This window comes from Bartonella sp. AC62GZZY (assembly GCF_042196525.1).
Taxonomy (GTDB): domain Bacteria; phylum Pseudomonadota; class Alphaproteobacteria; order Rhizobiales; family Rhizobiaceae; genus Bartonella.
This window is the reverse complement of record NZ_JBHIQN010000004.1, coordinates 17,659-43,941: the sequence shown is the minus strand read 5'-3', so window position 1 is coordinate 43,941 and position 26,283 is coordinate 17,659. Positions and strand designations below refer to the sequence as shown.

Sequence of the window (26,283 nt, the reverse complement as noted above, 5' to 3'; positions counted from 1 at the left end):
CATGGTGCCCAAACTGTTAGCAGTAGCATTCTATTTTTCAATGCTTCTTTTACAATAACTCTCGACACTTGAAAGATTCATAAGAAGAATTTGGTGTCTCTTTCTTAAAGTATTTTTATCTATCCAACTTCATTTATAACATGCAAGTAGAATTGTGTATGAATAAAAACCACTTGAAGAAAAAATGCCTCTTATGAAGAGTCTCAACACAATAATTGTTGCAATGTTGGAGACTGAAAGAGAGTATGATGATGGCCCAAGCTTGTATTTTTATACGCATAAAGATGGCAATACACAATGGATTTTATGTTATACTATTTATAAACGACTGCGTGAAAAAATAGTTTGAACAACCTAGCAAGATATTTTTTTAAAAAAGTGCGTAAATTGGCAACCCAACAGCCTTCTGTTTAGGTATTCTGTTTTGTATGAGAGATGCAATTTTATTCAACGAACGTAAAAAAATGTGCTCGGCAATGCTTAATCGCCATTATGTAAGAGACATTGGCTTAGATGTTTTTGAAAATCGCAATACTAAATTAAAAGATGAGGCTAAAGATAAAATCTATTTTTTATTTGATGCTTTCATATTCTGCCTAAATTAAGCTGTCTCCTCATTTTAGAAATTACACAAAGCAGATAAGCTTATTCTACTTTAGCATACAAAACTGAATACAGCACTGAACCGTCTTCATATTTGTCTCAAACATACTGCTGTATAAAGTTTAGGTTGATTTATAAGCAACAAAAAATCACGCGCTTTATAAGAAAATAATATCATAAAACCATTAATAGACTGGCAATATATTGAAAAAATATACCAGCTTTTATAAAATGCTTTGCAAAACAATAATATAACTGCCTTTGTCCCTACTGATTCTTATAGGTGTTCGCACCAATCCCTTATGTTATATTCATAAAGATCTGTTTTAGAATGATCTATAGGCAATTTTTAACTCAAGAATATAGAAAGATCGATGAGATGTTACAGATGTATTTCATCTGCTTTTATCGCTAAAAGCAATGAAAATTCTAAAATAAGCACACCTTCTATCTCTCAGTGATTTTTTGCAACTTATCAGATACCCTTGCTGAGAATTACATAGTGATTTACATGAGAAAAAATAAACTTGCAGCATGCGCGCATAGGTTTCTCTCTAATTTATGTGATTGGTAAAAAAACAAATGCTTCTTATAGGAGCTCTGAAACTATTTTAGATCATATGGCCAGCAGTAAAATAGAATGCGCCTATTCTCGTAGAGACTATTTAGAACAGCGTCGTATTTTATGGATCAAATAGACTTCTTATGTTAGCGATCAAAGCTCAGATATGGGGCGCATCCTCCCTTATCTATGACTCATTTTTTCTCTCTATTTCTCTCATTTACTTTTATAATACACATAAATTATTACATCAATAAACATATGATAATATGTTGTTTTTTATAACAAAATTATAAATGAGTAAAAATTGGTTAATAAAGATTTATTCTATATTGATATTTTTTTATAATGAAAATGATGTTTGAAAATTATATTCTTCTTATAGACCATGAAAATGTAAAATTTCTTCATATAAATGTTTTGACATTCTCAGCGCCACGGAACAATGGATCATTACCAAAACTGTTAAAATTTTGTTTTTAATCCCATCGGTTACAACCTGAGTTTGTAAATGTAATTGAGCAAGTCAAAACACACCATTATCATGACGCAGCATAAAAGAGAGTCGTATCACATCAATTAATGCTTACTTATTATTTGTGCGCTTTCCTGTGTTTTTATTAAAAGTATGAAAATTCTGATGAGCAACTGTGAAACTTAGTTTTTGACCATAGTCGTGTGTCAAGCGTTCTTTTATTTCAATCGTAAAGATGCTACCATTCCAACGCGTTAAAACATGGCAACCTGTTCCAATAGGCTTGATAAGCTCAATTTTTGTGTGAAAGACAGGCCCTTTGTCTGGATGTTCGCCCAATAAGATGATCTCAGGTCTGAAGGCTAAAAGATCAGTTTCTTCGCCATAAGAAAATGAATGCCCTAAATGTTGTTCTAAGACATGGCGATCAAGAAAATTCATAGGAGGAGAACCAATGAAATCAGCAACAAATGTTGTTGCTGGAGTATCGTAAATTTCCATTGGTGTTCCAATTTGCTCGATAGCTCCTTTATTCAAAACCACTATTCTATCAGCTAATGTCATAGCTTCTAGTTGATCATGGGTAACATAGAGGCTCGTTGTTCCTAATGAACGCTGTAGTGTTTTTATTTCAATACACATTTGCGCCCGTAATTTTGCATCAAGATTTGAAAGAGGTTCATCAAAGAGAAAAACACGGGGTTGACGTACAATCACACGCCCCATTGCAACACGCTGACGTTGTCCTCCTGATAATTGTCGTGGTTTACGATCAAGAAATGGTTCTATCTCCAAAAGCTTTGCAGCATGTGCGATACGTTTTTTAATTTCTTCTTTAGGAGTTTTACGATTTTTAAGACCATATTCTAAGTTTCCACGAACTGTCATATGGGGATAAAGGGCATAATTTTGAAAAACCATAGCAATATCACGATCAGCTGGTTCACGATCATTGATACGTTCGTTATCAATGCATAATTCACCTGAGGTGACTTGTTCAAGTCCTGCTATAATACGTAATAAGGTTGATTTTCCACACCCTGAAGGACCGACAAGAACAAGAAGCTCTTTATCGGCAATAGTTAAGTTTAAATCATCAATGACCAGAATGCCGTTGTCATACTGTTTTTTTATATTTGATAACTGGATTATGGCCACAATTACTTCTCCGTTTCAATAAGGCCTTTGATAAAAAGCCGCTGCATGAAGATAACAACAAGAACAGGGGGAACCATGGCAACAACCGATACTGCCATGAGTATATTCCATTGAGGATCATGTTGAAGTGATTCGACAATAAGCTGTTTTAAAATAATAAGGATCGTTTGATGATTTTGATCCGTTGTGATGATAAGAGGCCAGAGATATTGTATCCATCCATAAATGAACATAATGATAAATAAAGCAGCGATATTACTTTTACTAAGAGGAAGAAGAATATCCTTAAAAAATTTAACTGGACCTGCACCATCAACACGTGCCGCCTCTAAGAGTTCATCTGGAACAGTCAAAAAAAACTGGCGAAATAAAAATGTAGCGGTTGCAGATGCAATAAGTGGAATAATCATTCCACTATAGGTATTAACCATCCCCAATTTTGCAACAATCTCATAGGTTGGAAGAATACGAACTTCGACAGGGAGCATCAATGTAACAAAAATAAGAACAAAAGCAGTTTTTCGGAAGGGAAAGCGCATGTAAATAATTGCATAAGCAGACAAAAGTGAAATAATAATTTTTCCAATACTAATCCCAAGAGCCATAATGAATGAATTCATTAAAAGTGGCCAGAGGTTGGGCAAACCCAGCTGTGCAAGGCCATCACCAAAGATTGTTTTATAATTTTCCAGAGCATATTTCCCAGGCAAAAGAGGAAGTGTTCCTGAGGTAAATGCTGCTGAACTATGAGTTGATGCAATGATAGCAACATAAACTGGAAAGCAAATAATGATAATACCAACAATGAGCGTTATATGGGTTATAACTTTCAAAACAGGGCGATTTTCAACCATAATTTGTTTCCTAATATTGTACACGGCGCTCAATCCAGCGAAACTGGATAAACGTTAAGACAATAACCATCAACATCAATAGTGTTGATTGTGCTGCCGATGCACCGATTATTTGATTTCTAAAGCCATCATCATATACTTTATAGACGAGGATGCTCGTTGCACGCGCAGGACCTCCAGAAGTTGTATTATCAATAATACCAAAAGTATCAAACATAACATAATTGACATTGACAATAAGAAGGAAAAACGTCGTTGGTGAAATTTGTGGGAAGATCACAGTCCAAAATCGTTTAAAGGGACCAGCACCATCAATGGCGGCTGCTTCTATTTGAGAACGCGGAACAGACTGAAGACCTGTAAGAAAAAAGAGAAAATTGTAAGAAATCTGTTTCCAGCTAGCCGCAATGACAATAAGAAGCATCGCTTGAGTGCCATTAATACGATAATTCCATAAAACCCCTATTTTTTCGAGAAGAAAAGGGATAATCCCAATAGTGGGATGAAAGATAAACAACCATAATATACCGGCCAATACTGGAGCAACAGCATAGGGCCAGAGCAAAAGCATTGTATAAGCCTTTTTTGCACGGATGACACGATCAACACAGACAGCTAAGAGAAGTGATATTGTCATTGAAGCGACAGTAACTGAGATGGAAAATACTGCGGTTGTAAGAAGCGATTGCCGATAAGTAGGATCAGAAAGAACGGTTATATAATTTTCAAGACCAATAAAAGTTGTTGTAAAGCCAAAAGGATCTTCGCGTTCAAAGGATGATTTTATTGCCTGAGCAGCAGGCCAAAAGAAAAACAAAAAAGTCACAAGGAGCTGAGGAAAAAGCAACCCGTAAGAAAGGAGACTATTTTTAAAATATGCATGCTTTTCTTGCATTCGTAGGGCTCTTTAAATGTAGAGACTTTAAAAAGATAAACAAAAAGGACTCAACGATTTTTGTTGAGTCTTTAATGTTTAACAATAAAACGAAATTAATGATTGGATTTTTCAAATTCACGCAAGAGTTTATTTCCACGTTTAACGGTTTCATCTAAACCATCTTTCGGTGTTTTTGAACCACGAAGAACAGCTTCCAACTCTTGATCAAGAATAGTACGGATTTGTGGTAAATTACCAAATCTTATACCTTTCGAATTAACTGTTGGAGGATTAAGATTGATCTGTTTAATAGCTATATCAGCACCTGGCGTTTTTTCATAGAAATGTTGTTTTTTGCTTAATTCATAAGTCGCTTTTGTGGTTGGAAGATAACCTGTTTCTTGATGCCACCTTGCTTGATTTTCTGTTTTTGAAAGAAATTTAAGAAAAGCGGCTGCCCCTGCATATTCCTTTGGAGTATGTCCCTTAAACGCCCAAATAGAAGCTCCCCCAATAACTGAATTTTGCGGCGCTCCTTCTGCATCCTTATAGTATGGTAGCATACCAACCCCCACATTAAACTGAGCTTCAGAAACAATTCCAGCATATGATCCTGAAGATTGCATTAAAATTGCACAATTTTGTGCCATAAACATTGGTGTTGAATCTAATGCGCCAGCAGGACCACCATAGCGGAAAATACCTTGATCAGACCACTTTTTCAAGTCAGCCCACATACGCACTTGTAAAGGTCCATTAAATGTAAGTTCTGAATCAAATCCTTTAAAGCCATTTTCCTTCGTTCCAAAAGGAACATTATGCAACGCTGAAAAGTTTTCTATACCAATCCATTGAGCTGCATAAGTCATTGTAAAACCACACGTTGCCGCTTTAGTTTCAAGAATTTTTTTGGAAAAATCTTCTATATCTTGCCACGTTTTAGGAGGCTGTTCTGGATCAAGCCCTGCTTTTTTAAAGATATCTTTGTTATAATAAAGGATTGGTGTTGAAATATTGAATGGCATAGAAACCATACGCCCCTGTTCATCGGAGTAATAGCCACTAATAGCAGGAAAATAATCTGTAGGATCGAACTCTTGTTTTGTATCAGCCATAAGTTGATAAAATGGATAGATTGCGCCTTTTGCTGCCATCATAGTTCCAGTACCAACGTCATAAATTTGAGCGAGCACCGGCTGTTTCTTTCCACGAAATGCTGCAATGAGTGAAATCAAACCCTCTTCATACTCACCGCGATATGAAGGAATAACTTTATATTCAGATTGACTCGCATTAAAATCGTTAATGAGACTTTCAGTTTCCTTTCCTAGTTCACCACTCATAGAATGCCAAAAACTAATTTTTGTCTGCGCGAAACCTTCTGTTATTCCCGCTGTTGTTATTATGATAGCAACCGTAGCTACTATGGAAAGATAAAAACGACTCATGGTTCACCCTTTCTGAAGTGATGGAATACAAACTACCCCTAAATTTATAGTATCACACATGAACATGCCATGCCGATTTTATTATAAAAATATGCTGGCTCATTTAAACAGGAACCACCAAAAGGTCAAATGAATTTGTTTAGATTTATTCGTTTTCTTTTATAAGCTTTCTTATGTATTCATGAGTCATTCGATTGTAAATATTTAAAAAAATGAGAAGGTTTAAATAAACAAGGAAATAGGTAAAAAGATATAGATCGTAAATGTTATTCAATGACTATTGTAATATTTGAACTTACTTTTTAAAAAAAGAGTTGTTTATTATTTTGTTATTTGTCTTATAACTTTCGATTTATGCCTTAAAACGGTGTTGATACTACATTGAACAAAGAGATAAATAGACTTTTTCTTAAAATGAAGAAAATTATTTTAAAGTATTTAATGGCCTCCTTCCCTGATAATGGGGTCATGCCCTTCATGCAAAACAAAACGGCATTGTCTTACAAAATTTTCATGCTGTTAAAAAATCTTTCAATACATCTATATCTCATGATAGCTTCTATAAAATGGAATATTAAAGTCCCTCCACTAAAGTGTATAAAACTTTTTGCACGCCATCATTCTTATGCTTCAAAAAGTGAAAAACAGCACCACTCTATGAACCCTCATGCTTCAACAAGTCTTGCATTTGAGAGCGTTTAAATGAAAATTTTTATTCTTTTCTCACGAGATATTTATCCACACACCAAGCCTACTTGTAATGTGCAAGTGAATGATTTTGATTGATCCATTGTAAAAAGATTTGAAATGAAAAAAACTTATATGTTAAGAATTCTCATTCAACATGAAAAACTATTAATTATCATTATAAATTAATGTGTTATTGTTACGTGTAAAAAAATATTTCTTGTTTTCTTCCATTAAGCTCGCTTTATGAAGCGTACAAGGATTTCTTTTATAAGGTATATATTTTTTACCTTTGTGCTCGCAATGTCAATGCAAGATCAGGTTGATCTGTCGTAATATAATGTACAGGCATATCAAGCCAATGTGATAACCGAGCTTTTCCATTAATTGTCCATACCCCTACAATAAAATCAGCCTCAAGAGCTGATTCAATAAAATCCTGTGTAACAATAGAGCCATTTAAACTTAGATCAGTATACCCCAATTGTTTCCATTCAGAAAAATGACGGTGCATATCACCTTCAAAATTATCAACACATGGACCAGATGGTATTCCTGCCTCAATAAAAGGACGAAGAACTAAAGGATCAAAACTAATTGCAGAAACCCGTTCTGTTAAATTGCGGCTTTTTATGAGCGCAAGCGCTTTTTGAGATAATATTGTTTCACGCTCCACTTCACCACATGTTTTGATTTCAATATGTAACGCAACATTCGTTGGTGCTAGAAGATCAAGCACCTCTTCTAATAAAGGAGGTGCTTCTCGGCTACCTTTCACGCAGAGTTGTTTGCGTGTTTCATTATCAATGTCGTGAATATATCCCTTTTTGCCAACCAATTGGTCTAGATGAAAATCGTGAAAGACAACCACCTCACCGCTTTTTAGCAAATGAACGTCGCATTCAACTTCATCAACACCTAACGCTATAGCATTATTAAATGCCGAAAGGGTATTTTCAGGATAAAGATGAGCTCCTCCACGGTGTGCAACAATTTTTTTCTCAGACATGCAAAATTTCATACTTCTCACTTTTCAATATATTGACGTACAGATTTTCAGATAAAGACTTATATCAACATGAAAATGCACAATAATTTTTAAATATTTTTTCTACATTTTTCTGAATATCAAACCCTCAGTCATATTTTATTCTGAAAAAGGCTTATCCTTCATTTCAATTATTCCCATTCAATGGTACCAGGAGGCTTTGAGGTTACATCATACACAACACGATTAATTCCTCTAACTTCATTAATAATACGTGCTGCTGTCTTACTTAAAAATGCCATATCATAGGGATAAAAATCAGCGGTCATTCCATCTACAGATGTGACAGCGCGAAGAGCACAAACAAATTCATAAGTGCGATCATCCCCCATAACACCAACAGTTTGAACTGGAAGAAGAACAGCAAAAGCTTGCCAAATTTCATCATAAAGTCCGGCCTTACGGATTTCCTCAAGATAAATAGCATCTGCTTCGCGTAAAATTTCTAATTTTTCACGTGTTACAGCACCTGGACACCGAATTGCAAGGCCGGGACCTGGAAAAGGATGGCGACCAATAAACTGCTCCGGTAGCCCTAACTCTCGCCCTAGCGAGCGAACTTCATCCTTAAAGAGCTCACGCAACGGTTCTACAAGTTTCATCTTCATCTGTTCTGGTAGTCCACCCACATTATGATGGCTTTTAATGGTTACCGTTTCACCAATAGCAGACACACTCTCAATGACATCTGGATAAAGTGTTCCTTGTGCTAAAAACTCTGCACCTCCTATTTTTTTTGTTTCTTCTTCAAAAGCTTCAATAAAAAGGCGACCAATTGTTTTGCGTTTTTTTTCTGGATCTGTCTCACCTTTTAAAGCATTAAGAAACACATCAGCAGCATTAACGTGAATAAGCTCTATATTATAGTGATCACGAAAGAGCGTGAGAACTTCTTCAGCTTCATTCTTGCGCATCAGCCCATGGTCTACCAAAATACATGTCAGTTGATCTCCTATGGCTTCATGAAGGAGTACCGCTACAACAGATGAATCCACTCCCCCTGAAAGACCACAAATCACACGACTTTTCCCAACTGTTTGTCGTATTGTCGCAATTGCCTGCTCACGATAAGAAGCCATTGACCAATTACCTTTAATAGCAGAGATCTTATGAACAAAATTTTGCAAAAGTTTTGTACCATCTGGTGTATGGATAACTTCAGGATGAAACTGTACCGCATAAAAATGCCTTTTCTCATCAGCAATAGCCGCATAGGGAGCACCTTTTGAGGTTCCTATGACACGAAAACCTTCTGGTAAAGCTGCCACACGGTCACCATGGCTCATCCATACTTGATAACGAGAACCTTTTTCCCACACTCCACCAAAAAGGGCACTCTCTTCTTGAACTTCCAAAAAAGCGCGCCCAAATTCACGCTCATGTCCAGCTTCAACCTTTCCTCCAAGCTGAATACACATGACTTGTTCACCATAGCAAATACCCAGAATCGGAACACCCGCCTCAAAAATTTCCATTGGAGCACGCGGAGAGCCCTCATCAATAACGGAATAAGGACTCCCTGATAAAATAATAGCTTTAGGATTTATGCGGCGCACAGCTTCTAAAGCCAATTGAAAAGGAGTAATTTCACAATACACTCCCATTGCTCGTACCCTCCGTGCAATAAGTTGTGTAACTTGTGAACCAAAGTCAATAATAAGAACAGTGTCTGGATGTGATATGCTCATAGAAAACCAATCAACAATTGTAAAAGAAAACTCATGAGAGTTATGATTCAATCTTTCTCTTTTCACAAGCCTGTTTTCTTAAGAAAAAGATTATTCTCGTAAAGTTTATGATAAAAAGTGTAAAAATATGGATCAATGTTTTTTTTGCAACACAGATAAAAAGAACCCATCTGTTTGTGTTGTGGCCGGCGACAAAGTAAGTCCATAATTTGAAAAAACTGGTTGCACAGGAGAAAAACTAAAATGTTTCTGCCAAAGCGCTGGCATATCTATTGGAGAAAAATGAGAATGTTGTTGAAGGAAATGGGAAATTTGTTCCTCATTTTCATCTGTAAAAAGAGAACAGGTAATATAGATTAGGCGCCCATTTGGCTTAAGATAAGCTATCGCTTCATTCAAAATATCCCTCTGTTCTGTTTGGCGTTGTTTCACCTGTTCTAATGTTAAACGCCATTTCGCATCTGGACGACGACGCCATGTTCCTGTCCCACTACAGGGTGCATCTAGTAGAACTCTATCCATCTGGCCTATTAATGGCTTCAATTCTTCTTTTTGTGCTCGTACTTGGACATTACGAACACCAGCGCGTCGAAGACGATCAAAAATAGGAGCTAGGCGTGCTTTATCAGAATCATAAGCATAAATTTGCCCACGATTTTTCATATCAGAAGCTAAAGCTAATGTCTTTCCACCAGCACCTGCACAATAATCTAATACTTGCATGCTTTCTTGCGCTTCTACAAGATGAGCAACAATTTGAGATCCTAAATCCTGTATTTCAAAGTATCCTTTTTGAAAAGCTGGTTCCACTTGAACATTGGGATGACGATTAAACTTTTCAATCGGTGCAATTCTTAAAGCTTGCCCAAACCATGGAAAAGATTTAAGTTTGGTTTTTGCTAATTCTTTCAGCACCTTTTCTGGTGTTGCCTTTAGGTTATTTACCCGTAGGTCTAAAGAAGGACGCGTTGCTAACGCAGCCGCTTCAGTGATCCAATTATCACCAAATAAAGGACGCAGATGCACTTGACACCATTGCGGAATATCACCACGAATATAGTCTGGAGCATCCACTAATTGCTGACCTTGCCACGATTTACGCTGTTTAGCCCCTAATAACTGCGGTGCAAACCGATCTTCTGCCAACTCACCGTCAATTTGCTCCAGCGTCATTTTTCCAGAATCTAATAAGGCACCAAAAACGATATCTCGGATATCATCACTCTCCATACGCCATTGTAAAGAATAACGTCGTCTTAAAACATCATAAACGATTGTACCAATGGCTGCACGATCACCTGCTCCAGCAAAGCGATGAGAAAGACCCCAATCCTTTAAAGCTTCTCCTACTGGGCGATGCTTCATTTCTATCTCTTTGAGAATATCTATTGCTGCTTGCAAACGCCCACCTAATCGCACTCATTTCTCCCATTAAAATAATAAAATTTTAAATCATCTAAAAAAATAATATTATCTTCTTCTTGCCAATGAAACCTTCTCAAAGCCATAAAAATTTACATTCAATATTAAAATTATCTGATCAAACTTTTTATAAAACCCAATTTAGAGTATCTAGATTTCTCCCTTTATCGTTTTGCCCATTTCCTTTTTATCCTTCTACCTCTTATACTAAAAGATACGTAGCCATCCATAAAGAACTTATTTCCGCCATGCATTATGCAAAAAACAACCTCTCTATCATTGTGTAAAATAAAATTTACGAAGATTATCTGAATAACAGAAAAAGCAAATATCTCCCATCTTTTGATGGCTATCCTTCTGAAAAAATAGAAAAAATATTTTCATAAAATTAAACAAGTTCATCTGACGCTCATCAAAAAATTAACTTTTTAGAAAATGCTTGGAACCACTATTTGGCATGACCGTTTTTACTCTACTGGCAACTGCCAGGAAATTTAAAAGGAGAAAATAATGACTTATAATAATGGAAAAACAACTTCATCTAAAAGCCGTCATAATACAATGCCCTCAAACAACGGAAAGAAATCCGTCCAAAGTGATCAGACAAACACTCGCCAACGTGCGTCAAAGACTGGACGGAAGACAACAAAAAGTTAATTCTAATTGTATATAACTTATTTCACATAGTCTAGAAGAAAGAATTAGAGTTTTAGTCTCTAATTCTTTCCTTTTAGGATTTTATTCCAAATCACAAGCAGAAAGAATAACAGCCTCTCTTTTTTGTTCTCGGAAGATTTTATATTTATGCAATATGATGCTAGACTCTTATTTCTTCAAACAGGCCCACGATAGTTTGGACTCTCCCGAGTGATAGAAACATCATGCGTATGACTTTCATGGAGTCCTGCATTCGTAATACGAACAAACGTTGCTTTTTCACGAAACTCTACGAGATCTTTTGCCCCAACATACCCCATCGAAGCGCGAAGTCCACCAGCAAGCTGATGTAGAACTGATGCTATAGGACCTTTATAAGCCACCTGCCCCTCCACACCTTCAGGAACCAACTTAAGTTCATCACGAACGTCATCTTGAAAATAGCGATCAGCCGATCCTCGTGCCATAGCACCAACAGATCCCATACCGCGATAGGCTTTAAAAGATCGACCTTGATAAAGATAAACTTCTCCAGGACTTTCTTCTGTACCTGCTAAAAGAGAACCAATCATCGCTGCACAAGCCCCACCCGCTAAAGCTTTAGCAAAATCACCCGAAGCTTTGATCCCACCATCTGCAATTATGGGAATGTCCGCTTTTTCAGCAGCTTCTGCAGCATTCATAATGGCTGCAAGTTGAGGTACTCCGACACCAGCAACTATACGCGTTGTGCAAATAGAGCCAGGACCAATTCCAACTTTTACCGCATCTGCACCACTGTCAATCAATGCCTGCGTTGCTTGAGCAGTCGCCACATTCCCAGCAATAACAGCTGGAGAGGAAGTCATCTTTTTAATTCGTTCAACAGTTTCTAGTACACGTTGAGAATGTCCATGTGCTGTATCAATGACCAGAACATCAACGCCTGCGTCAATGAGACGTTCAGCACGCTCAATCCCATCATTCCCAACACTACTAGCCGCTGCAGCACGCAAGCGCCCTTGAGAATCTTTAGCAGCATTCGGATTTAATTTCGCTTTTTCGATATCCTTAACTGTTATCAGTCCGACACAGCGATTCTGTTCATCCACAACTAATAATTTTTCAATACGATGATGGTGTAAAAGATACTTCGCTTCATTGAGTTGAACATTTTCACGCACTGTAATTAAATTTTCATGCGTCATTAATTCATAAATTTTTTGTTTGGGATCCGATGCAAAACGCACATCCCTATTGGTTAAAATGCCAACAAGCCGTCCAGCAGTTTCACCTTTAGCACCATTTTCAACAACCGGAATACCGGAAATACCATGAGAGCGCATCAAAGATTTTGCTTCTTCAAGTGTTGAATCTGGTCCAATTGTGACTGGATTAACAACCATACCAGATTCAAACTTTTTTACTTGGCGAACTTCTTCTGCCTGCTCTGCAGGAGACATATTACGATGAATAACCCCAAGACCACCAGCTTGAGCCATAGCAATTGCCAAACGCGATTCTGTTACCGTATCCATTGCCGCAGAAAGCAATGGCAAATTGAGCTTAATATCCGCTGCAATGCGCGTACTGAGATCCACTTGACTAGGCATAACAAGAGAATGACCGGGTTGTAAAAGTACATCATCAAAAGTTAGTGCCAATGCACCTGTCCCCGTTTCAACAATCTTTGCCATATCAAATTCCTTTTATAATAAAACACCGCAAGAAGCTTTAAACTACAACTGCGGTTCTCATACATGGTAGATTGGCAAAAAATTATGCCATGCTACAAACAAAATGAAAAGAAAAATAAATATTTTTTTTAAGTGTGGTTTATAAAGATTTACAATTGTGATTCAATAGGTAACCAACTTATTATTTTTGCAAATGCGCGACGCCAAAAATTGCTTTCTGGCTCATAGTCAATGCTATATTTTTTTTCATTTTCAATAAAATCCCAATAAATACGATTATTATCACCAAGACGCAGATGATAGCTCATTTCCCCTGTGGTTTCTTCAGAAAACAACAAATCTAATCTTTCTGTAATGGGAGCACATTCAAAAAGAATGCCCATTTCTGTATTTAATGATGCTGATCTTGGATCAAAATTTAAAGATCCAATAAAAGCTGTTTTATGATCAATTAAAAAAGCTTTTGCATGTAAACTTGCCTTACTCGATCGAAACAATCGCAACCCATGAGTATTGCCTTCCGCTTTTAATTCATAAAGATTAACACCACTTTTCAACAATGCCTTACGATAAGGTACATAACCACCATGCACTAAAGCTACATCAGTAGCGGCTAAAGAATTTGTCAGAATTTTGACATTAACACCCTTTGAAACCAAATTACTAAAATTCTGCGTGCCAACCTTACCAGGAACAAAATAAGGAGACGTAATCTGAACCGTTTTTTTGGCATTTCCAATAACCTTTGAAAGTGCCTTCATAAGCCAATTACTTGCTTTTTTACGCAATGCTTTTTCTGGAGGATCAGAAAGAACAACAACTTTATCTGCTAAAAATAACCGCTTTCCTGTTTGGATAAAACAACTAAAGTTAATGTGTTCTTTGACATAATCTAAATAAACCTTTGCAACCTTGGAATCCCGAAATTTTCGTAATTTATCTCTCCAATAGCTAAGATCACTTGCGCTTTTAGGAACAACCAAAGTATGAATTGGCAAAACAACAGCACTATTCCAAAAATCATCAAAGATACTTTCCACCTTTTTAACAGAGGGACCGATTAACATCAAATCTAAATCTCGAAAATGAGATTCTTTACCAGCATCAAAATAAGAATCTGCAAGATTACGCCCTCCGACAAAAGCAACCCTACCATCAATGATAAAAGCTTTATTATGCATTCTACGTGTTACAGTAATTGCCCGTAATATAATTTCTAAACCACGGCGTAAACCACCTTGACGCGATCGCCCTGGATTAAACATTCTCACCTCAATATGAGGATGTTTATCTAGCGCAATATAAGCTGGATCACGTGACTGAGCATTAATATCATCCAAAAGAAGCCGTACCCGAACCCCCCGATCAGCTGCTTCAACTATTTCACTTAATAATAGGCGTCCCGTTAAATCATCGTCCCAAATATAATACATCAGATCAAGGCTACGCCCAGCCTCTGCAGCTCCTATTGCACGAACACAAAACGCATCCAAATTGCTGATAATGAGGGAAAGGGCATCTTTATCAATCCCCAATCCATTTTCTTCCTCAGCTAATTGACTGACGATACGATCAAGCTTAGTTTCATCTTTCTGAATAGGTAACGCATAAGAACATTGCCCCCTAGCATTTTTCACAAAACGCCCATAAGTGTAGATTGCCAACATAGATGCAATAAAAAAAAAGAGGACAAAACCAATAATAATCTGTAAAAGAGTCAAAGAGGGCAAACTTTCTATTTTAATCTATCACATCATCAGTAATGCAAACGATAACACTAATCACTTCATCTTAATCGTATAGCAGATAAAATGCCACCTCTTGCTTAAGAGAGTATAAATTTAATATTGATGATACAAAAATTTTAGCGGTAGTATTTAAAAGTTTTTAAAAATGCTTCTCTGTTTTAATAGTTTTAATAAATGCAAACTTAACCAAAACTGTATAAATTGAAACAAACGATTAAAATAGTCACATAAAATTTATATTTGATTTAAATCTACAAAATCATCCTCTATAGATAAATTTTACAATAAATGATTGTTTTCTTAAGATTCCCCCCACGAAATTTATCAAAATCCACTCTATTTTTTTGAAACTCATGCTTGTCATGAGGAGAAATTTGTTATGAATTTTACTTTCGTTCTTGATTTCTTATTGCTCTCAATTCTTCCATTTTTCTATAAAGTGTAGAGCGACCAATATGAAGGCGGCGTGCAATCTCACTCATATGTCCTTTATAATGTTTAACCGCTTTCTCGATAATATCATGTTCCATCTCTGCAAAAGTACGCACATGCCCATCAGTATTCAAAAATTTTATCGATTCTTGTTCATCATCTTCTTGCATATTACCCTCAATGATATTGGGAACATTCATTAATGAATTTCCCATTAATTGCGGAAAATCTCGAACCGTTAATAACGGTCCTTCACTGAGTAAAATCGCACGAAATAAAAAGGTTTCAAGCTCATTTCTATTGCCAGGCCAATCATACTGCATAAGCAAGGAAAGAGCAGAGCCTGCTAAACCATGGACATGTGATCGCCCTGTTTCTGTAATAATGCGATCAATCAAACGTTGTGTGATCTCTGGAAAATCATCCCTTAATTCTCGTAAAGCAGGGACGCTAATAGACAAATGAGAAAATTGTTCAAACAAACTATGCAAAAAAAAGTTCTCATTAACCAAATCCTTTAAACGTGATGTTGAAATAGCAATGATCCGAAAAGGAAAAAAATCTCCTTTTGTATCCCTTTCCCTTTCTTTAAGGTAATGAGCAAACCGTTTTTGCTGTATGGGCTCAAGTCGATCAATATCACAAAGGCAAAGTGTCCCTTTTTCAAGAGAAGAAACCAATGGCAGGAATTCTTTAAACCACTGCTGATTTTCTTCTTCTGGATCAACGATAGCTGAACATTGAAAGCGAATAAAAACACCCTCCGAGAATAATCCCTCATGATGAATAATCCGAGCTAAAGTCTCACGTCCTGTTCCAGCTTCCCCCTCTATCAAAAGATTCTGTAAAGAAGTTGCTGCTTGTCTCGATTGTTCTAACACTATCTGCATAGCCCTACTTTTTACGCAAAGATCAGAAAACCGTAAATGATTCTCTTTTTTTCGCCGAATATCTCGAACCTCATGCTCCAAGGCAGAAATAAGAGCAAGGATATCCAAAGTAACTCTTACGCGTAATAATGTTACTGGATGGATCCAATAATCAATAGCTCCAGCTGTTAAAGCTTTCTGGAGTAAATGCTGATTCTCTTGTTGTGCTATAACGACAATAGGAACAGAAACACCAGCAACTCTAATCATTTTAATCAAATCGCTCACACTCAAATCACTCATAACGACATCAAGGAGTGCGAGCACAATGTTTTTACGCCTGTGTAAAAGATCAATCGTACGGAGACCATTTTCTGCTTCAATGACACGATAACCAAAACCTCGCAGCATAGAAGAAAGTTCTATACGTCTTCCATAATCTTCACTCGCAACAAGAATGGGACCAACCATAATGTCAATAATCTCCTTTGAGACTACTCAGCAGCTTAATATAAAAATTGTTGTAAACCATAAGAAATATTTTACCTCTTGTGTTTCACTTACGAACTTCATCAAGCTGTCAATTAAATACAACATTAAGGCATTTTTTTCCATTTTTTTGCTTTTTCATTGATTTTCATCAAATTTTTCATATTGACTCATGGGATAATTTAATAATGTTATAGAAACTAGAGAGCAAAATAATCTAAATAGAGTGCAATAAATGAAACATACCTATCATATTTTATGTCTTACAATTACCGCCTTGCTGTTAAGTGCCTGTAACTTTTCGCGATATTATAACTCAAATATGCCAACAGGAATTGATGGAAAATGGGTTGATGAGAATGGTATTATTTCCTCCTTCCACAATGGTGTTTTTGAAACACATGCAGCAGATACAGAAGAAAAGCTATCAGAAGGAGCATATAATTATCTCAATGCTCAAAATATAGAAATTGAAATACGCTCTATTCTTCGTGGAACAATCTCTAGAGTCAATTGTACAATGTCATATGACTTCACACAACTTCTCTGCACCTCACCTACAGGAGCACAATTTTTTCTTAAACGAAAATCTTAGACAAAATATAAAATAAAGCTTTTTTTATAAGATAGACAAAATACATACATTAAGCAGGAGGTGTTCCTTTCTCCTCCTGACAGAGAATCTTCTCTCAAATACGTAAAGAAACTGATACAATCTCTATCCGTAGAATTTTCTAAACATTATGAAATGCGTAAAACATTCATTTTCTTCCACAAAATATCAGTAAGGCCACCTCACAATAAAATTGTAACTTTGTATCATTCAATCTATTTTAACCTAAAATAACATTTATTTGATAGGGAACCTTAATCTAAGCAGCGCCAATGCGCAAAAGATCATGAAAATGGACAATTCCTATCGGTTTTTTATCTTCAACCACGAAAAATGCACCAATCTGATGATCATTAATAAAAGCTGTTGCTGCACCAACAAGTGTATTTGGCTTTACAACTTTAGGAGCTTTGGTCATCACCTCGTCAACATTAAATTTTGATAAATTAAAATGAATGTTACGTGCAAGATCGCCATCAGTTACAATTCCGATTAGTTCACCTTCTTGATTCACAACACCAACACAACCAAAATGTTTTTCCACCAAAACATTCATCGCTTCAGTCATAGCTGTTCCCTGCATAACCAGAGGAATACTATCACCCTCATGCATAATATCACACACGTATTTAAGGCTTGCACCAAGAGAACCACCAGGATGATATATTTTGAAATCCGTTGCGGTAAAACCACGCATTTCTAAAAGAGAAACCGCTAATGCATCTCCCATTGCCAATTGCATAATTGTTGAAGTTGTAGGGGCTAAACCATGGGGGCAAGCCTCTTCTATCTTTGGTAATAATAGCACAATATCAGCTTGTCGTCCTAACACAGAATGCTCATTTGATGTCATTGCAATAAGAGGGATACGAAAACGTGCAGCATAGCTCATAATACCACTTAACTCTTGAGTTTCACCAGACCATGATAAAGCAAAAATAACATCATCAGATCCAATCATACCAAGATCACCATGATTGGCTTCTGCAGCGTGCACAAAAAAGGCAGGTGTACCAGTTGAGGCTAAGGTTGCTGCAATTTTTGTCCCTATATGACCACTTTTTCCAAGACCAGTAATGACCACATGTCCACGCGCATTTCTAATAGTTTGAACAACCGCTTCAAAAGAAGAAGAAAGACTTTCCAGAAGAGCTTTTTCAAGAGCTTCAAGCCCCTGCTTTTCACTAGCAAGTGTTTTAAGCGCTGATGCTACTGCACCTTGCAAAGCCATACGAGGAGACGGTATTGTCATAATCAAATTCGATCAATAAAATTAAGTGAGAGATCTATATCACTTTTCAACATTAATGGTTTCTAGTAAATTTTTCAATGAAGCAGAAACGTGGCTGTGCATATCAGCGCGTGCTAAAGAAAATGCAACGTTGGCTTCAATAAAACCAGCTTTAGAACCGCAATCAAAAGTGCGCCCTTTTACTTGCAACCCCCAAAAATCTTGCTCATTTGAAAGCCGTATCATAGCATCTGTTAATTGAATTTCATTTCCTGCTCCTCGTTCTTGAGTGGAAAGAATATTAAAAATTTCTGGCTGCAAAATATAACGTCCATTGATGTACAAATTTGATGGTGCCGTTCCTTGTGCTGGTTTCTCTACCATTTTTGTGATTTCAAAACCATTTGCAATCTGTTTGCCTTTCCCAACAATACCATATTTATGTGTTTCTCTAGGATCGCATTCCTGAACTGCTATAATATTCCCCCCACCTGTTTTTTCATAAAGGCTCATCATTTCAGAAAGACAGCCCTTTTTCGCTTGTATCAACATATCCGGTAATAACAAAGCAAAAGGTTCCCCTGCAACTAATTCACGTGCACACCAAAGAGCATGCCCTAGTCCCAAAGGTTGCTGTTGCCGTGTAAAAGACGTTGTCCCTGGCAACGGCTGTAAACGATATAAATGCGCAAGATCTTCTTTCTTTCCACATTCAGCAAGTGTCGTGTATAATTCAACTTGCGAATCAAAATAATCCTCAATGACTGCTTTGTTGCGTCCAGTCACAAAAATAAAATGCTCAATACCAGCTTCCCTCGCCTCATCCACAACATATTGAATAACAGGTTTATCAACAACTGTTAGCATTTCTTTAGGAATCGTTTTTGTTGCAGGAAGGAAACGCGTACCAAGACCTGCTACTGGGAATACTGCTTTCCGGATTTTACGCACACTCACCCTCCTCAATGAATTCATATAACTTTTTTGTTTTATTTATCATATGTTTTTACGAAATGGTAAAAAAGATATCTTATTGTTTTGATTATCATTATAATAGGCAATCAAAAATGTAAAAAGAATCTGAGAATTTATTGAAGGAATTAAAACGAATTATTTATTTCAGTTTTTTCCTATTCTTGATCATATTATCGATTAAACTAAATACAAAATAAAGTTATTGCACATCTAATGAATTGAATATTAATGGGGATTTCAAAATGCAAAAAACAGAATTGAAGAGTTTCTCTTTTTTTTTAGAGAAGTCAATAGCTTGGAGACCCCTTGTCACTGGCTCTGCCATTCTTTTGTCTGCTTTTTTAATGTTTTTTGCATCATTTTCACATGCGGATAGCGGATTTAAACACTGGATTAAAGAGTTTAAAAAAATAGCTATTGCTCACAATATTAGCCCTTCTACGTTTCATATGGCATTTAAAGACATTAATGCCATTGATCCAGAAGTTTTAAAAAGCGCCGCATACCAACCGGAATTTATTGCTCCTTCATGGAACTATTTCGATAATCGTGTCCATGATATTGCTATTATAGAAGGACGGCGCCAAGCAAAAAAATGGAATAAATGGCTTCTTCAAATTGAAAAACGTTTTGGTGTTGACCGTAATATTCTGCTTGCTATTTGGTCAATGGAAAGCAATTATGGGAAAATTTTAGCCAATAAAAGTGTCATGCATGATACCATTCGCTCACTTGCAACCCTAGCCTATGCCGATAAAAAACGCGAAAAATACGCACATACACAACTTATTTCTGCTATGAAAATTCTACAAAGTGGTGAAATTAAACGCTCTCAACTCACTGGATCTTGGGCCGGAGCATTGGGACATACACAATTTATTCCAAGCAGTTATCTCGCCTATGCTGTTGATATAAATCAAGATGGACGGCGTGATATCTGGAACTTTGTTCCAGATGCTCTGGCTACTGCTGCTAATCTTCTTCACAAAAATGGCTGGCAACCTAATCTTATTTGGGGAGTAGAGGTAAAAGTGCCGCAGGGAAAAAAACTTCCTGAAGGCTGGTATTCCTTTGAACAATGGAAAAAATTAGGTGTAAAATACGCTAATGGGCATCCTCTTCCTACATTAGCTGAACAAGCAATGTTAAAATATCCAGATGGAGAAAAAGGACCTATATTTTTAGTCACAAAAAATTTCTTTGTTCTAAAACGTTATAATAATGCAGATCGTTATGCTCTTGCCGTTGCCCTTCTTGCTGATCGCATTGCTGGACGTCCTGGATTAGTGCATGATTGGCAAAGACCTTTTCAGCCTATTACCTTCCAAGAATGTAAAGAACTGCAATCTCGCTTAAGTGCATTGGGATATTATAAAGGAGATATTGATGGACAAATCGGAACAGCCTCTCGCAAAGCAATCAAAGCTTTTCAGCTGCATTACGGTCTAAAAGAAAATGGATATCCATCATCTCAAGTGCTTTTTCTCCTTCGCCAACAATAATGGAGAATAAGGTCTTGTCTCTTTTGCGTCTTATATACTTGATATTCTTACTGTTTTCATTTTCTATTGTGGGGATCATACAACCATCCCCAAGTAAAGCAACGAACTTCTTCAAATGGTTGTCACAACATAACAAACAGACGCAACAACCACCGCAAATTATAGAACAAAAAATAAACAAGCCACAAAAAAAGATCGTAACACAAAAAAACATACAAAAGCTAAAAAATGAGAACGCAAAGCGCATTCTTGTCATAGGAGATTTTACAGCTTCTGCTGTTGCCGATGCACTTAAGAAGTTTTTTATAGATAATAGTGATATCGTTATTATGAACAACACAATGCCAGCTTCCGGATTAGTTCGAACTGATTATTATTCTTGGCAAAGCAATATTTCTAAACTCATTAATCAAAATAACCCCGATGTCATTATCATGATGATCGGGGCCAATGATAATCAACCCATCATAGACTCTCATAGCACGATTAACACAGATCAATCAGAATGGATGCACATCTACAAACAAAGAATTATCGAAATTGCTGAAAGTCTTCATGCCTCTGGAAAATCGTGGATATGGATAGGTCAACCTTCTTTTGGAAATAACCTTTTGACACAAAAAATGAAAATTTTTAATGCGCTCTACAAACAAGTAACAGAAACAGCAGGAGGATATTTTCTTGATATCTGGAGTGGCTTTAGTGATGAAGAAGGAAACTTTTCTTTTTCAGGCTATGATATTAATGGAAAAATGACCAAATTGCGCACCAATAATGGCATGCATTTCACTTCTGAAGGAAAGAAAAAACTTGCTGCTTATTTAGAAAAGCCATTGAAAAATATTTTAAATTTTCATGCCTTTTCTCATGAAAATTCTTACTCAACCGATCAAGTTATTAAAAAATTTATACAAGAATCAGAGAATCAAGAGCGGAGTAAAATTATGCGTCAGCCTCCAATGAGCCTTAATGATATGGTACAACAAAACACCCACCTCATAGGCAGAAAAAAATCAAGTTTTATAGAAAAATCATGGTTTCCACCAAATGGACATCAAAAAGATCGAGCTGATAATTTTTCTTTCCCATAATGTCTATTTAAAATACAAAATCTATTTTCCCCTATAAACAAAAAGCGAATAAGATAAAAACACTGTTTACATAGCTATAATGAAGAGAAAATTTGCATAAATTGCAACTACATCTTTGCGAAGAATATGAAAACGGCATGGTTAGCACCATGCCGTTATATCTTACAATCCACGTTTGTTAATCATTGCCTCTGGTAAAGGCATCCGTCCCCGAAAAGCTTTATAAAGCTCCTCTGGATCACGACTTCCCCCAGCAGAGTAAATAAAACGTTTCAACTTATTAGCAAGCTCTGAATTAAAAACATCTCCCGTTTCTTCAAAAGCCTGAAAAGCATCAGCATCAAGCACTTCTGACCACATATAAGAATAGTAACCAGCGGCGTAACTATCCCCTGAAAATATATGCGTAAAATGTGGAGGACGATGGCGCATAATAATTGTATCAGGCATTTGCAGCTTGTCTAATTCTTGGCGTTCAAACACTGTTGGATCAGTGACTTTTTCTCCTTGGTGAAAAGCCATATCCACGAGAGCTGATGAGATAAATTCAACCGCAGAAAATCCAGCACTAAATGTCTGTGCTGCTAAAACTTTATCTATCAACTCTTGTGGCATAGGAAGCCCTGTTTTTGCATGTATAGCATAAGATTTTAATATTTCTGGTACAGTTAACCAATGTTCATAAAGTTGAGAAGGCAGCTCAACAAAATCACGCGAAACCGATGTTCCCGATACAGATGGCCATACAACATCAGAAAGCAAACCATGCAATGCATGCCCAAACTCGTGAAAAAGCGTACGTGCATCATCAAGAGATAAAAGGGCAACCTCCCCTTTGGATGGTTTAGCAAAATTACAAACATTGTAGATAATGGGCTTTTGTCCGCCTTCCAATTTATGTTGTGATTGCAAACTACTCATCCACGCACCAGACCGTTTTGAAGAACGTGCAAAATAATCACCAATGAAAAGCCCAAGTAAGCTTCCATCAGATTTTTTTACTTCCCATAAACGTGCATCAGGATGCCAAAGTGCAACAGCATTTTTTTCTTCAAATGTAATGCCAAAGAGTTTTTCTGCTACTCCAAAAGCCGCTTTAATCATATGATCAAGTTGAAAATAATATTTAATTTCAGCGCCATCAAAAGAAAACTTTTCAGTGCGAAGTTTTTCAGCATAATAACGCCAATCCGAAGCTGTTAAAGATTCATTGCTTCCCTGATTATTGGCAAAATTTTGTAATTCAATTTGCTCAGTAGAAGCCTTCGCTTTTGCTCGCTCCCATACAGGCATAAGCAAATTCATAACAGAATCAACACTTTTAGCCATAGTATTATCGAGTTTTAAATCCGCAAAAGATTTATATCCCAATAATTTAGCTTGCTCATCTCGAAGCGCAACAATCTCTAAAATAATGGTTCGATTGTCATTCTTGTTATTATTTTCACCACGTTTAGCCCAAGCTTGGAATGCAACTTTACGCAAATCACGACGATCAGAGAATTTTAAAAAAGGTTCAACAATTGAGCGTGCTAGTGTTAATGCATAGGCTTCTTCACTGCCTCTTTCGTACGCAATTTCTTTCATTGAAGCAATGAGATCTTCCGGTAAACCAGATAAGTCTGTTTGTTTTAAAAATAGAATCCATTCAGCTTCATCGTTTAAGACATTTTGCCCAAAAGTAGCATTTAAAAAAGCGAGTCTTTCATTAATTTCTACAAGCCGTTTTTTCGCTTTTTCATCTAATTTTGCACCATGACAAACAAACTTTTTCCACCATAATTCAAGAACACGTGTTGTTTCACTCTCAAATGTCCCCTGTTGCGACTGTTTATAAAGCACATCTATTTTCGCAAATATCCGTGCATCCATCATCATTTTTGAAGAATAACGAGAAAGTTTTACAACGAACTCTTGTTCAAGCTGTTGAATCAACGCATTCGTATGAGCACTGGTACGCAAGAAAAATATTGAACAGATACGATTAAGCGCTTTGCCACAAAGCTCAAAAGGTTGCAAAAAGTTCTCAAGTGTTGGTGGTTCTTGCACCATCGCAATCGCTTCTAGTTCTTCTTCGGCTTCTTGAAGTGCCTGTTCAAAAGCGGGTTTAAAATCTTCATCACTTATAGAAAAAAAATCAGGAAGACCTGAAAATCCCTTCCAGTCCAGCACTGCTGCTTTTGTCATAATATTTTATGTCTCCATTATAAATTTAAACTGTAACAATTATCTTTACGACACAAATTGATAACATACTAAAACTATTTTGTGAGTTTCAAAACTACCTTTCAAAACGCTATTGAATAAAAAACCTGAAAATCGTACAGTTCTTCCATTTCAAACCATATTATATTGAAGCAATAAAGATTATTCGCTCGCACATCACAATAGAATTGCATATTAACAAAAACACTTGGAGAAAAGCATAATCTCCACTCTTTATAAAATATTGCTGTAGATTCTTTTGAAAATCAAAAACTTCATTAAAGAAATGATGGTAAAAATCAGAACTGATTTTTACATTTACGTTTTTATATTATCCTCAAATTAAGCTGTATTCTCGTTTCAGTGATTCAGAAACTTGTTCATAACTGATAATTTATCCTTGACTTTAACTTAAAATATTAACAATTGAAAATATAGTCGGGGAGGTTTTTTTCAAATCTTCCATAAATTTTTGTTTTTATCTCATCTATTATTTAGATTTACAACTCCCCAACTCTTCAGGAGGTACTTTATCATGACTGAAATTAAAACGGCCTTCGACTTCAAAAATTTTTCTCCTGAAGCTCTCGCTGAAAAATTAAAAAATCAGCATTTTGCAGACTCTATTGATATCATCAATGATCTCGATATCATGGAACGTGTCACTATTCTTAGTCTTCTACCTCTTGATTATGTTATCGAACTTTTTGATAAACCAGAGCTTGAGCAACCTGCTGCCATCCTAGAACTTCTCCCTATAAATCGTGCTGTTGAAATTCTTGATGGCATGTCTGCCGATGCTGCTGCAGACGTCTTTCAAGAAATGGATAAAGAAACCCGCACACGACTTTATGCCTTGCTTAACCCCTTAACGCGCGCTGAACTTAAAAAACTCACCAGTTATCCTGACCATACAGCAGGAGCACTGATGACAACAGAGTTTATAGCCGTTCCTTCGAACTGGACCATACAAAAAACTTTGGATCACATTCGTGAAGTCGAGCGAACACGTGAAACAGTTTATACCAGCTATGTGATTGATCCTAAAACAGGTACTCTTCTCAAAGCTGTTTCACTGCGTAACCTTATTCTTGCCTCACCTGATGAACAAATTCTTAATGTCCCTACCCATGACTCGCCCATTACAATATCGCCCTTCACACATCATGAAGATATCGCACGCCTTTTCCAACGCCATGATCTTCTCTCTGTGCCTGTAGTTGATGAAAGTAACCATGTCATTGGCATTGTAACCGTTGATGACGTGCTTGATACTATGGTCGATGAGATGAATGAAGATGCCTATAAATTTGGGGGTATGGAAGCGCTTAATAAGCCCTATATGCAAATTAAGTTTCCTGAAATGATGAAAAAACGTGGCGGGTGGCTCGCTTTACTCTTTATCGGTGAAATGCTGACAGCAAGCGCTATGCAGCATTTCGAAACAGAACTCGAAAAAGCGATTATTCTTACACTGTTCATACCTCTCATTATGAGCTCAGGAGGAAATTCCGGCTCACAAGCTACATCCCTTATTATCCGTGCATTGGCTTTACGTGAACTCACATTAAAAGACTGGTGGAAAGTTATTATTCGTGAAATTCCAACAGGATTATCCCTTGGTCTCTTACTCGGAATTATTGGTGTTACGCGCATTGCTCTTTGGCAAAAACTAGGTATCTACGACTATGGCCAACATTGGATTGCTATTTCGACAACAGTGGGTACAGCTTTAGTTGGAATCGTTACCTTTGGTTCTCTTTCTGGATCTATGTTGCCTTTTATTCTTAAAGGTTTAAAATTTGATCCAGCAAGTGCTTCTGCTCCTTTTGTGGCAACTTTAGTAGATGTCATGGGCATTATAATCTATTTTTCTGTAGCTTCCCTCATTTTGTCAGGAACTCTCCTTTAAACATGTAAAGTAAAAACTCTTACTTATGGAAAAATCTTGTCATGTAACCTAAGATTCTTTC

18 protein-coding genes are annotated in these 26,283 nt (G+C 36.6%); 5 read left to right on the top strand and 13 right to left on the bottom strand.

Annotated elements, in window-relative coordinates; all coding sequences use genetic code 11:
* Nucleotides 1–1,751: 1,751 nt before the first annotated feature.
* The 7 genes from ACFIML_RS04390 to ACFIML_RS04360 form a co-directional block, all read right to left on the bottom strand.
* On the bottom strand, nucleotides 1,752–2,798 hold the full coding sequence (locus tag ACFIML_RS04390) for a sn-glycerol-3-phosphate import ATP-binding protein UgpC (RefSeq protein ID WP_375606763.1): 1,047 nt from the start codon (nucleotides 2,796–2,798) through the stop codon (nucleotides 1,752–1,754).
* A 2-nt stretch (nucleotides 2,799–2,800) separates the two neighbouring features.
* Entirely contained in the window at nucleotides 2,801–3,652 is an 852-nt protein-coding gene (ugpE, locus tag ACFIML_RS04385; protein WP_375606762.1) for a sn-glycerol-3-phosphate ABC transporter permease UgpE, read from the bottom strand.
* A gap of 10 nt (nucleotides 3,653–3,662) precedes the next feature.
* Complete coding sequence (gene ugpA / locus ACFIML_RS04380; protein WP_375606761.1) at nucleotides 3,663–4,547, bottom strand: sn-glycerol-3-phosphate ABC transporter permease UgpA; 885 nt, start codon at nucleotides 4,545–4,547, stop codon at nucleotides 3,663–3,665.
* 95 nt (nucleotides 4,548–4,642) lie between these two features.
* Entirely contained in the window at nucleotides 4,643–5,977 is a 1,335-nt protein-coding gene (gene ugpB / locus ACFIML_RS04375) for a sn-glycerol-3-phosphate ABC transporter substrate-binding protein UgpB (protein ID WP_375606760.1), read from the bottom strand.
* A 973-nt stretch (nucleotides 5,978–6,950) separates the two neighbouring features.
* Nucleotides 6,951–7,673, bottom strand: coding sequence for a glycerophosphodiester phosphodiesterase (locus tag ACFIML_RS04370; protein ID WP_375606759.1), 723 nt, complete (start codon nucleotides 7,671–7,673; stop codon nucleotides 6,951–6,953).
* A 170-nt stretch (nucleotides 7,674–7,843) separates the two neighbouring features.
* A complete protein-coding gene (guaA, locus tag ACFIML_RS04365) occupies nucleotides 7,844–9,400 on the bottom strand; it encodes a glutamine-hydrolyzing GMP synthase (RefSeq protein ID WP_375606820.1) in 1,557 nt (518 codons plus the stop codon).
* Nucleotides 9,401–9,532: 132 nt separating this feature from the next.
* Nucleotides 9,533–10,819 (bottom strand): RsmB/NOP family class I SAM-dependent RNA methyltransferase, encoded by a 1,287-nt coding sequence (locus tag ACFIML_RS04360; protein ID WP_375606758.1) that lies wholly within the window; start codon nucleotides 10,817–10,819, stop codon nucleotides 9,533–9,535.
* Nucleotides 10,820–11,332: 513 nt separating this feature from the next.
* On the opposite strand from ACFIML_RS04360, the gene ACFIML_RS04355 reads away from it, so the two are divergent.
* Nucleotides 11,333–11,479: a hypothetical protein gene (locus ACFIML_RS04355; RefSeq protein ID WP_273722522.1), complete on the top strand. Its 147-nt coding sequence runs from the start codon at nucleotides 11,333–11,335 to the stop codon at nucleotides 11,477–11,479.
* A 176-nt stretch (nucleotides 11,480–11,655) separates the two neighbouring features.
* Here ACFIML_RS04355 and guaB read toward each other — a convergent pair whose 3' ends face one another.
* The 3 genes from guaB to ACFIML_RS04340 all read right to left on the bottom strand — a co-directional run bounded on the left by guaB (nucleotide 11,656) and on the right by ACFIML_RS04340 (nucleotide 16,675).
* Entirely contained in the window at nucleotides 11,656–13,155 is a 1,500-nt protein-coding gene (gene guaB, locus ACFIML_RS04350) for an IMP dehydrogenase (protein ID WP_375606757.1), read from the bottom strand.
* Nucleotides 13,156–13,304: 149 nt separating this feature from the next.
* A complete protein-coding gene (locus ACFIML_RS04345) occupies nucleotides 13,305–14,876 on the bottom strand; it encodes a phospholipase D family protein (protein ID WP_375606756.1) in 1,572 nt (523 codons plus the stop codon).
* Nucleotides 14,877–15,289: 413 nt separating this feature from the next.
* A complete protein-coding gene (locus tag ACFIML_RS04340; RefSeq protein WP_375606755.1) occupies nucleotides 15,290–16,675 on the bottom strand; it encodes a sigma-54-dependent transcriptional regulator in 1,386 nt (461 codons plus the stop codon).
* Between the two features lie 253 nt (nucleotides 16,676–16,928).
* Here ACFIML_RS04340 and ACFIML_RS04335 point away from each other — a divergent pair, with 253 nt between their 5' ends.
* A complete protein-coding gene (locus tag ACFIML_RS04335; protein ID WP_375606754.1) occupies nucleotides 16,929–17,288 on the top strand; it encodes a hypothetical protein in 360 nt (119 codons plus the stop codon).
* Between the two features lie 277 nt (nucleotides 17,289–17,565).
* Here the strand turns inward: ACFIML_RS04335 and ACFIML_RS04330 are convergent, their stop codons facing one another.
* Together ACFIML_RS04330 and ACFIML_RS04325 are read right to left on the bottom strand one after the other, a co-directional pair.
* Nucleotides 17,566–18,558 carry an SIS domain-containing protein gene (locus ACFIML_RS04330; RefSeq protein WP_375606753.1) on the bottom strand — a complete coding sequence of 331 codons (993 nt, stop codon included), beginning with the start codon at nucleotides 18,556–18,558 and terminating at the stop codon, nucleotides 17,566–17,568.
* A 39-nt stretch (nucleotides 18,559–18,597) separates the two neighbouring features.
* The gene (locus ACFIML_RS04325) at nucleotides 18,598–19,488 is read right to left on the bottom strand and encodes a UTP--glucose-1-phosphate uridylyltransferase (RefSeq protein WP_375687468.1); all 891 of its coding nucleotides are present in this window, start codon (nucleotides 19,486–19,488) and stop codon (nucleotides 18,598–18,600) included.
* A 266-nt stretch (nucleotides 19,489–19,754) separates the two neighbouring features.
* Between ACFIML_RS04325 and ACFIML_RS04320 the strand changes: the two genes are divergently transcribed.
* Together ACFIML_RS04320 and ACFIML_RS04315 are read left to right on the top strand one after the other, a co-directional pair.
* Nucleotides 19,755–21,014 (top strand): lytic murein transglycosylase, encoded by a 1,260-nt coding sequence (locus ACFIML_RS04320; RefSeq protein WP_375687466.1) that lies wholly within the window; start codon nucleotides 19,755–19,757, stop codon nucleotides 21,012–21,014.
* Between the two features lie 14 nt (nucleotides 21,015–21,028).
* Nucleotides 21,029–22,105, top strand: coding sequence for an SGNH family hydrolase (locus ACFIML_RS04315; protein ID WP_375687464.1), 1,077 nt, complete (start codon nucleotides 21,029–21,031; stop codon nucleotides 22,103–22,105).
* A 162-nt stretch (nucleotides 22,106–22,267) separates the two neighbouring features.
* Here ACFIML_RS04315 and ACFIML_RS04310 read toward each other — a convergent pair whose 3' ends face one another.
* Nucleotides 22,268–24,292: a M3 family metallopeptidase gene (locus ACFIML_RS04310; RefSeq protein WP_375687462.1), complete on the bottom strand. Its 2,025-nt coding sequence runs from the start codon at nucleotides 24,290–24,292 to the stop codon at nucleotides 22,268–22,270.
* Between the two features lie 553 nt (nucleotides 24,293–24,845).
* Here ACFIML_RS04310 and mgtE point away from each other — a divergent pair.
* Nucleotides 24,846–26,222, top strand: coding sequence for a magnesium transporter (gene mgtE, locus ACFIML_RS04305; protein WP_375606748.1), 1,377 nt, complete (start codon nucleotides 24,846–24,848; stop codon nucleotides 26,220–26,222).
* Nucleotides 26,223–26,283 lie beyond the last annotated feature (61 nt).

Coding starts and splice junctions, on each gene's coding strand:
- ugpE (WP_375606762.1), bottom strand. CDS start 3,652: ATGGTTGAAAATCGCCCTGTTTTGAAAGTTATAACCCATATAACGCTC.
- ugpA (WP_375606761.1), bottom strand. CDS start 4,547: ATGCAAGAAAAGCATGCATATTTTAAAAATAGTCTCCTTTCTTACGGG.
- ugpB (WP_375606760.1), bottom strand. CDS start 5,977: ATGAGTCGTTTTTATCTTTCCATAGTAGCTACGGTTGCTATCATAATA.
- ACFIML_RS04370 (WP_375606759.1), bottom strand. CDS start 7,673: ATGTCTGAGAAAAAAATTGTTGCACACCGTGGAGGAGCTCATCTTTAT.
- guaA (WP_375606820.1), bottom strand. CDS start 9,400: ATGAGCATATCACATCCAGACACTGTTCTTATTATTGACTTTGGTTCA.
- ACFIML_RS04355 (WP_273722522.1), top strand. CDS start 11,333: ATGACTTATAATAATGGAAAAACAACTTCATCTAAAAGCCGTCATAAT.
- guaB (WP_375606757.1), bottom strand. CDS start 13,155: ATGGCAAAGATTGTTGAAACGGGGACAGGTGCATTGGCACTAACTTTT.
- ACFIML_RS04340 (WP_375606755.1), bottom strand. CDS start 16,675: ATGGTTGGTCCCATTCTTGTTGCGAGTGAAGATTATGGAAGACGTATA.
- ACFIML_RS04335 (WP_375606754.1), top strand. CDS start 16,929: ATGAAACATACCTATCATATTTTATGTCTTACAATTACCGCCTTGCTG.
- ACFIML_RS04330 (WP_375606753.1), bottom strand. CDS start 18,558: ATGACAATACCGTCTCCTCGTATGGCTTTGCAAGGTGCAGTAGCATCA.
- ACFIML_RS04320 (WP_375687466.1), top strand. CDS start 19,755: ATGCAAAAAACAGAATTGAAGAGTTTCTCTTTTTTTTTAGAGAAGTCA.
- ACFIML_RS04310 (WP_375687462.1), bottom strand. CDS start 24,292: ATGACAAAAGCAGCAGTGCTGGACTGGAAGGGATTTTCAGGTCTTCCT.
- mgtE (WP_375606748.1), top strand. CDS start 24,846: ATGACTGAAATTAAAACGGCCTTCGACTTCAAAAATTTTTCTCCTGAA.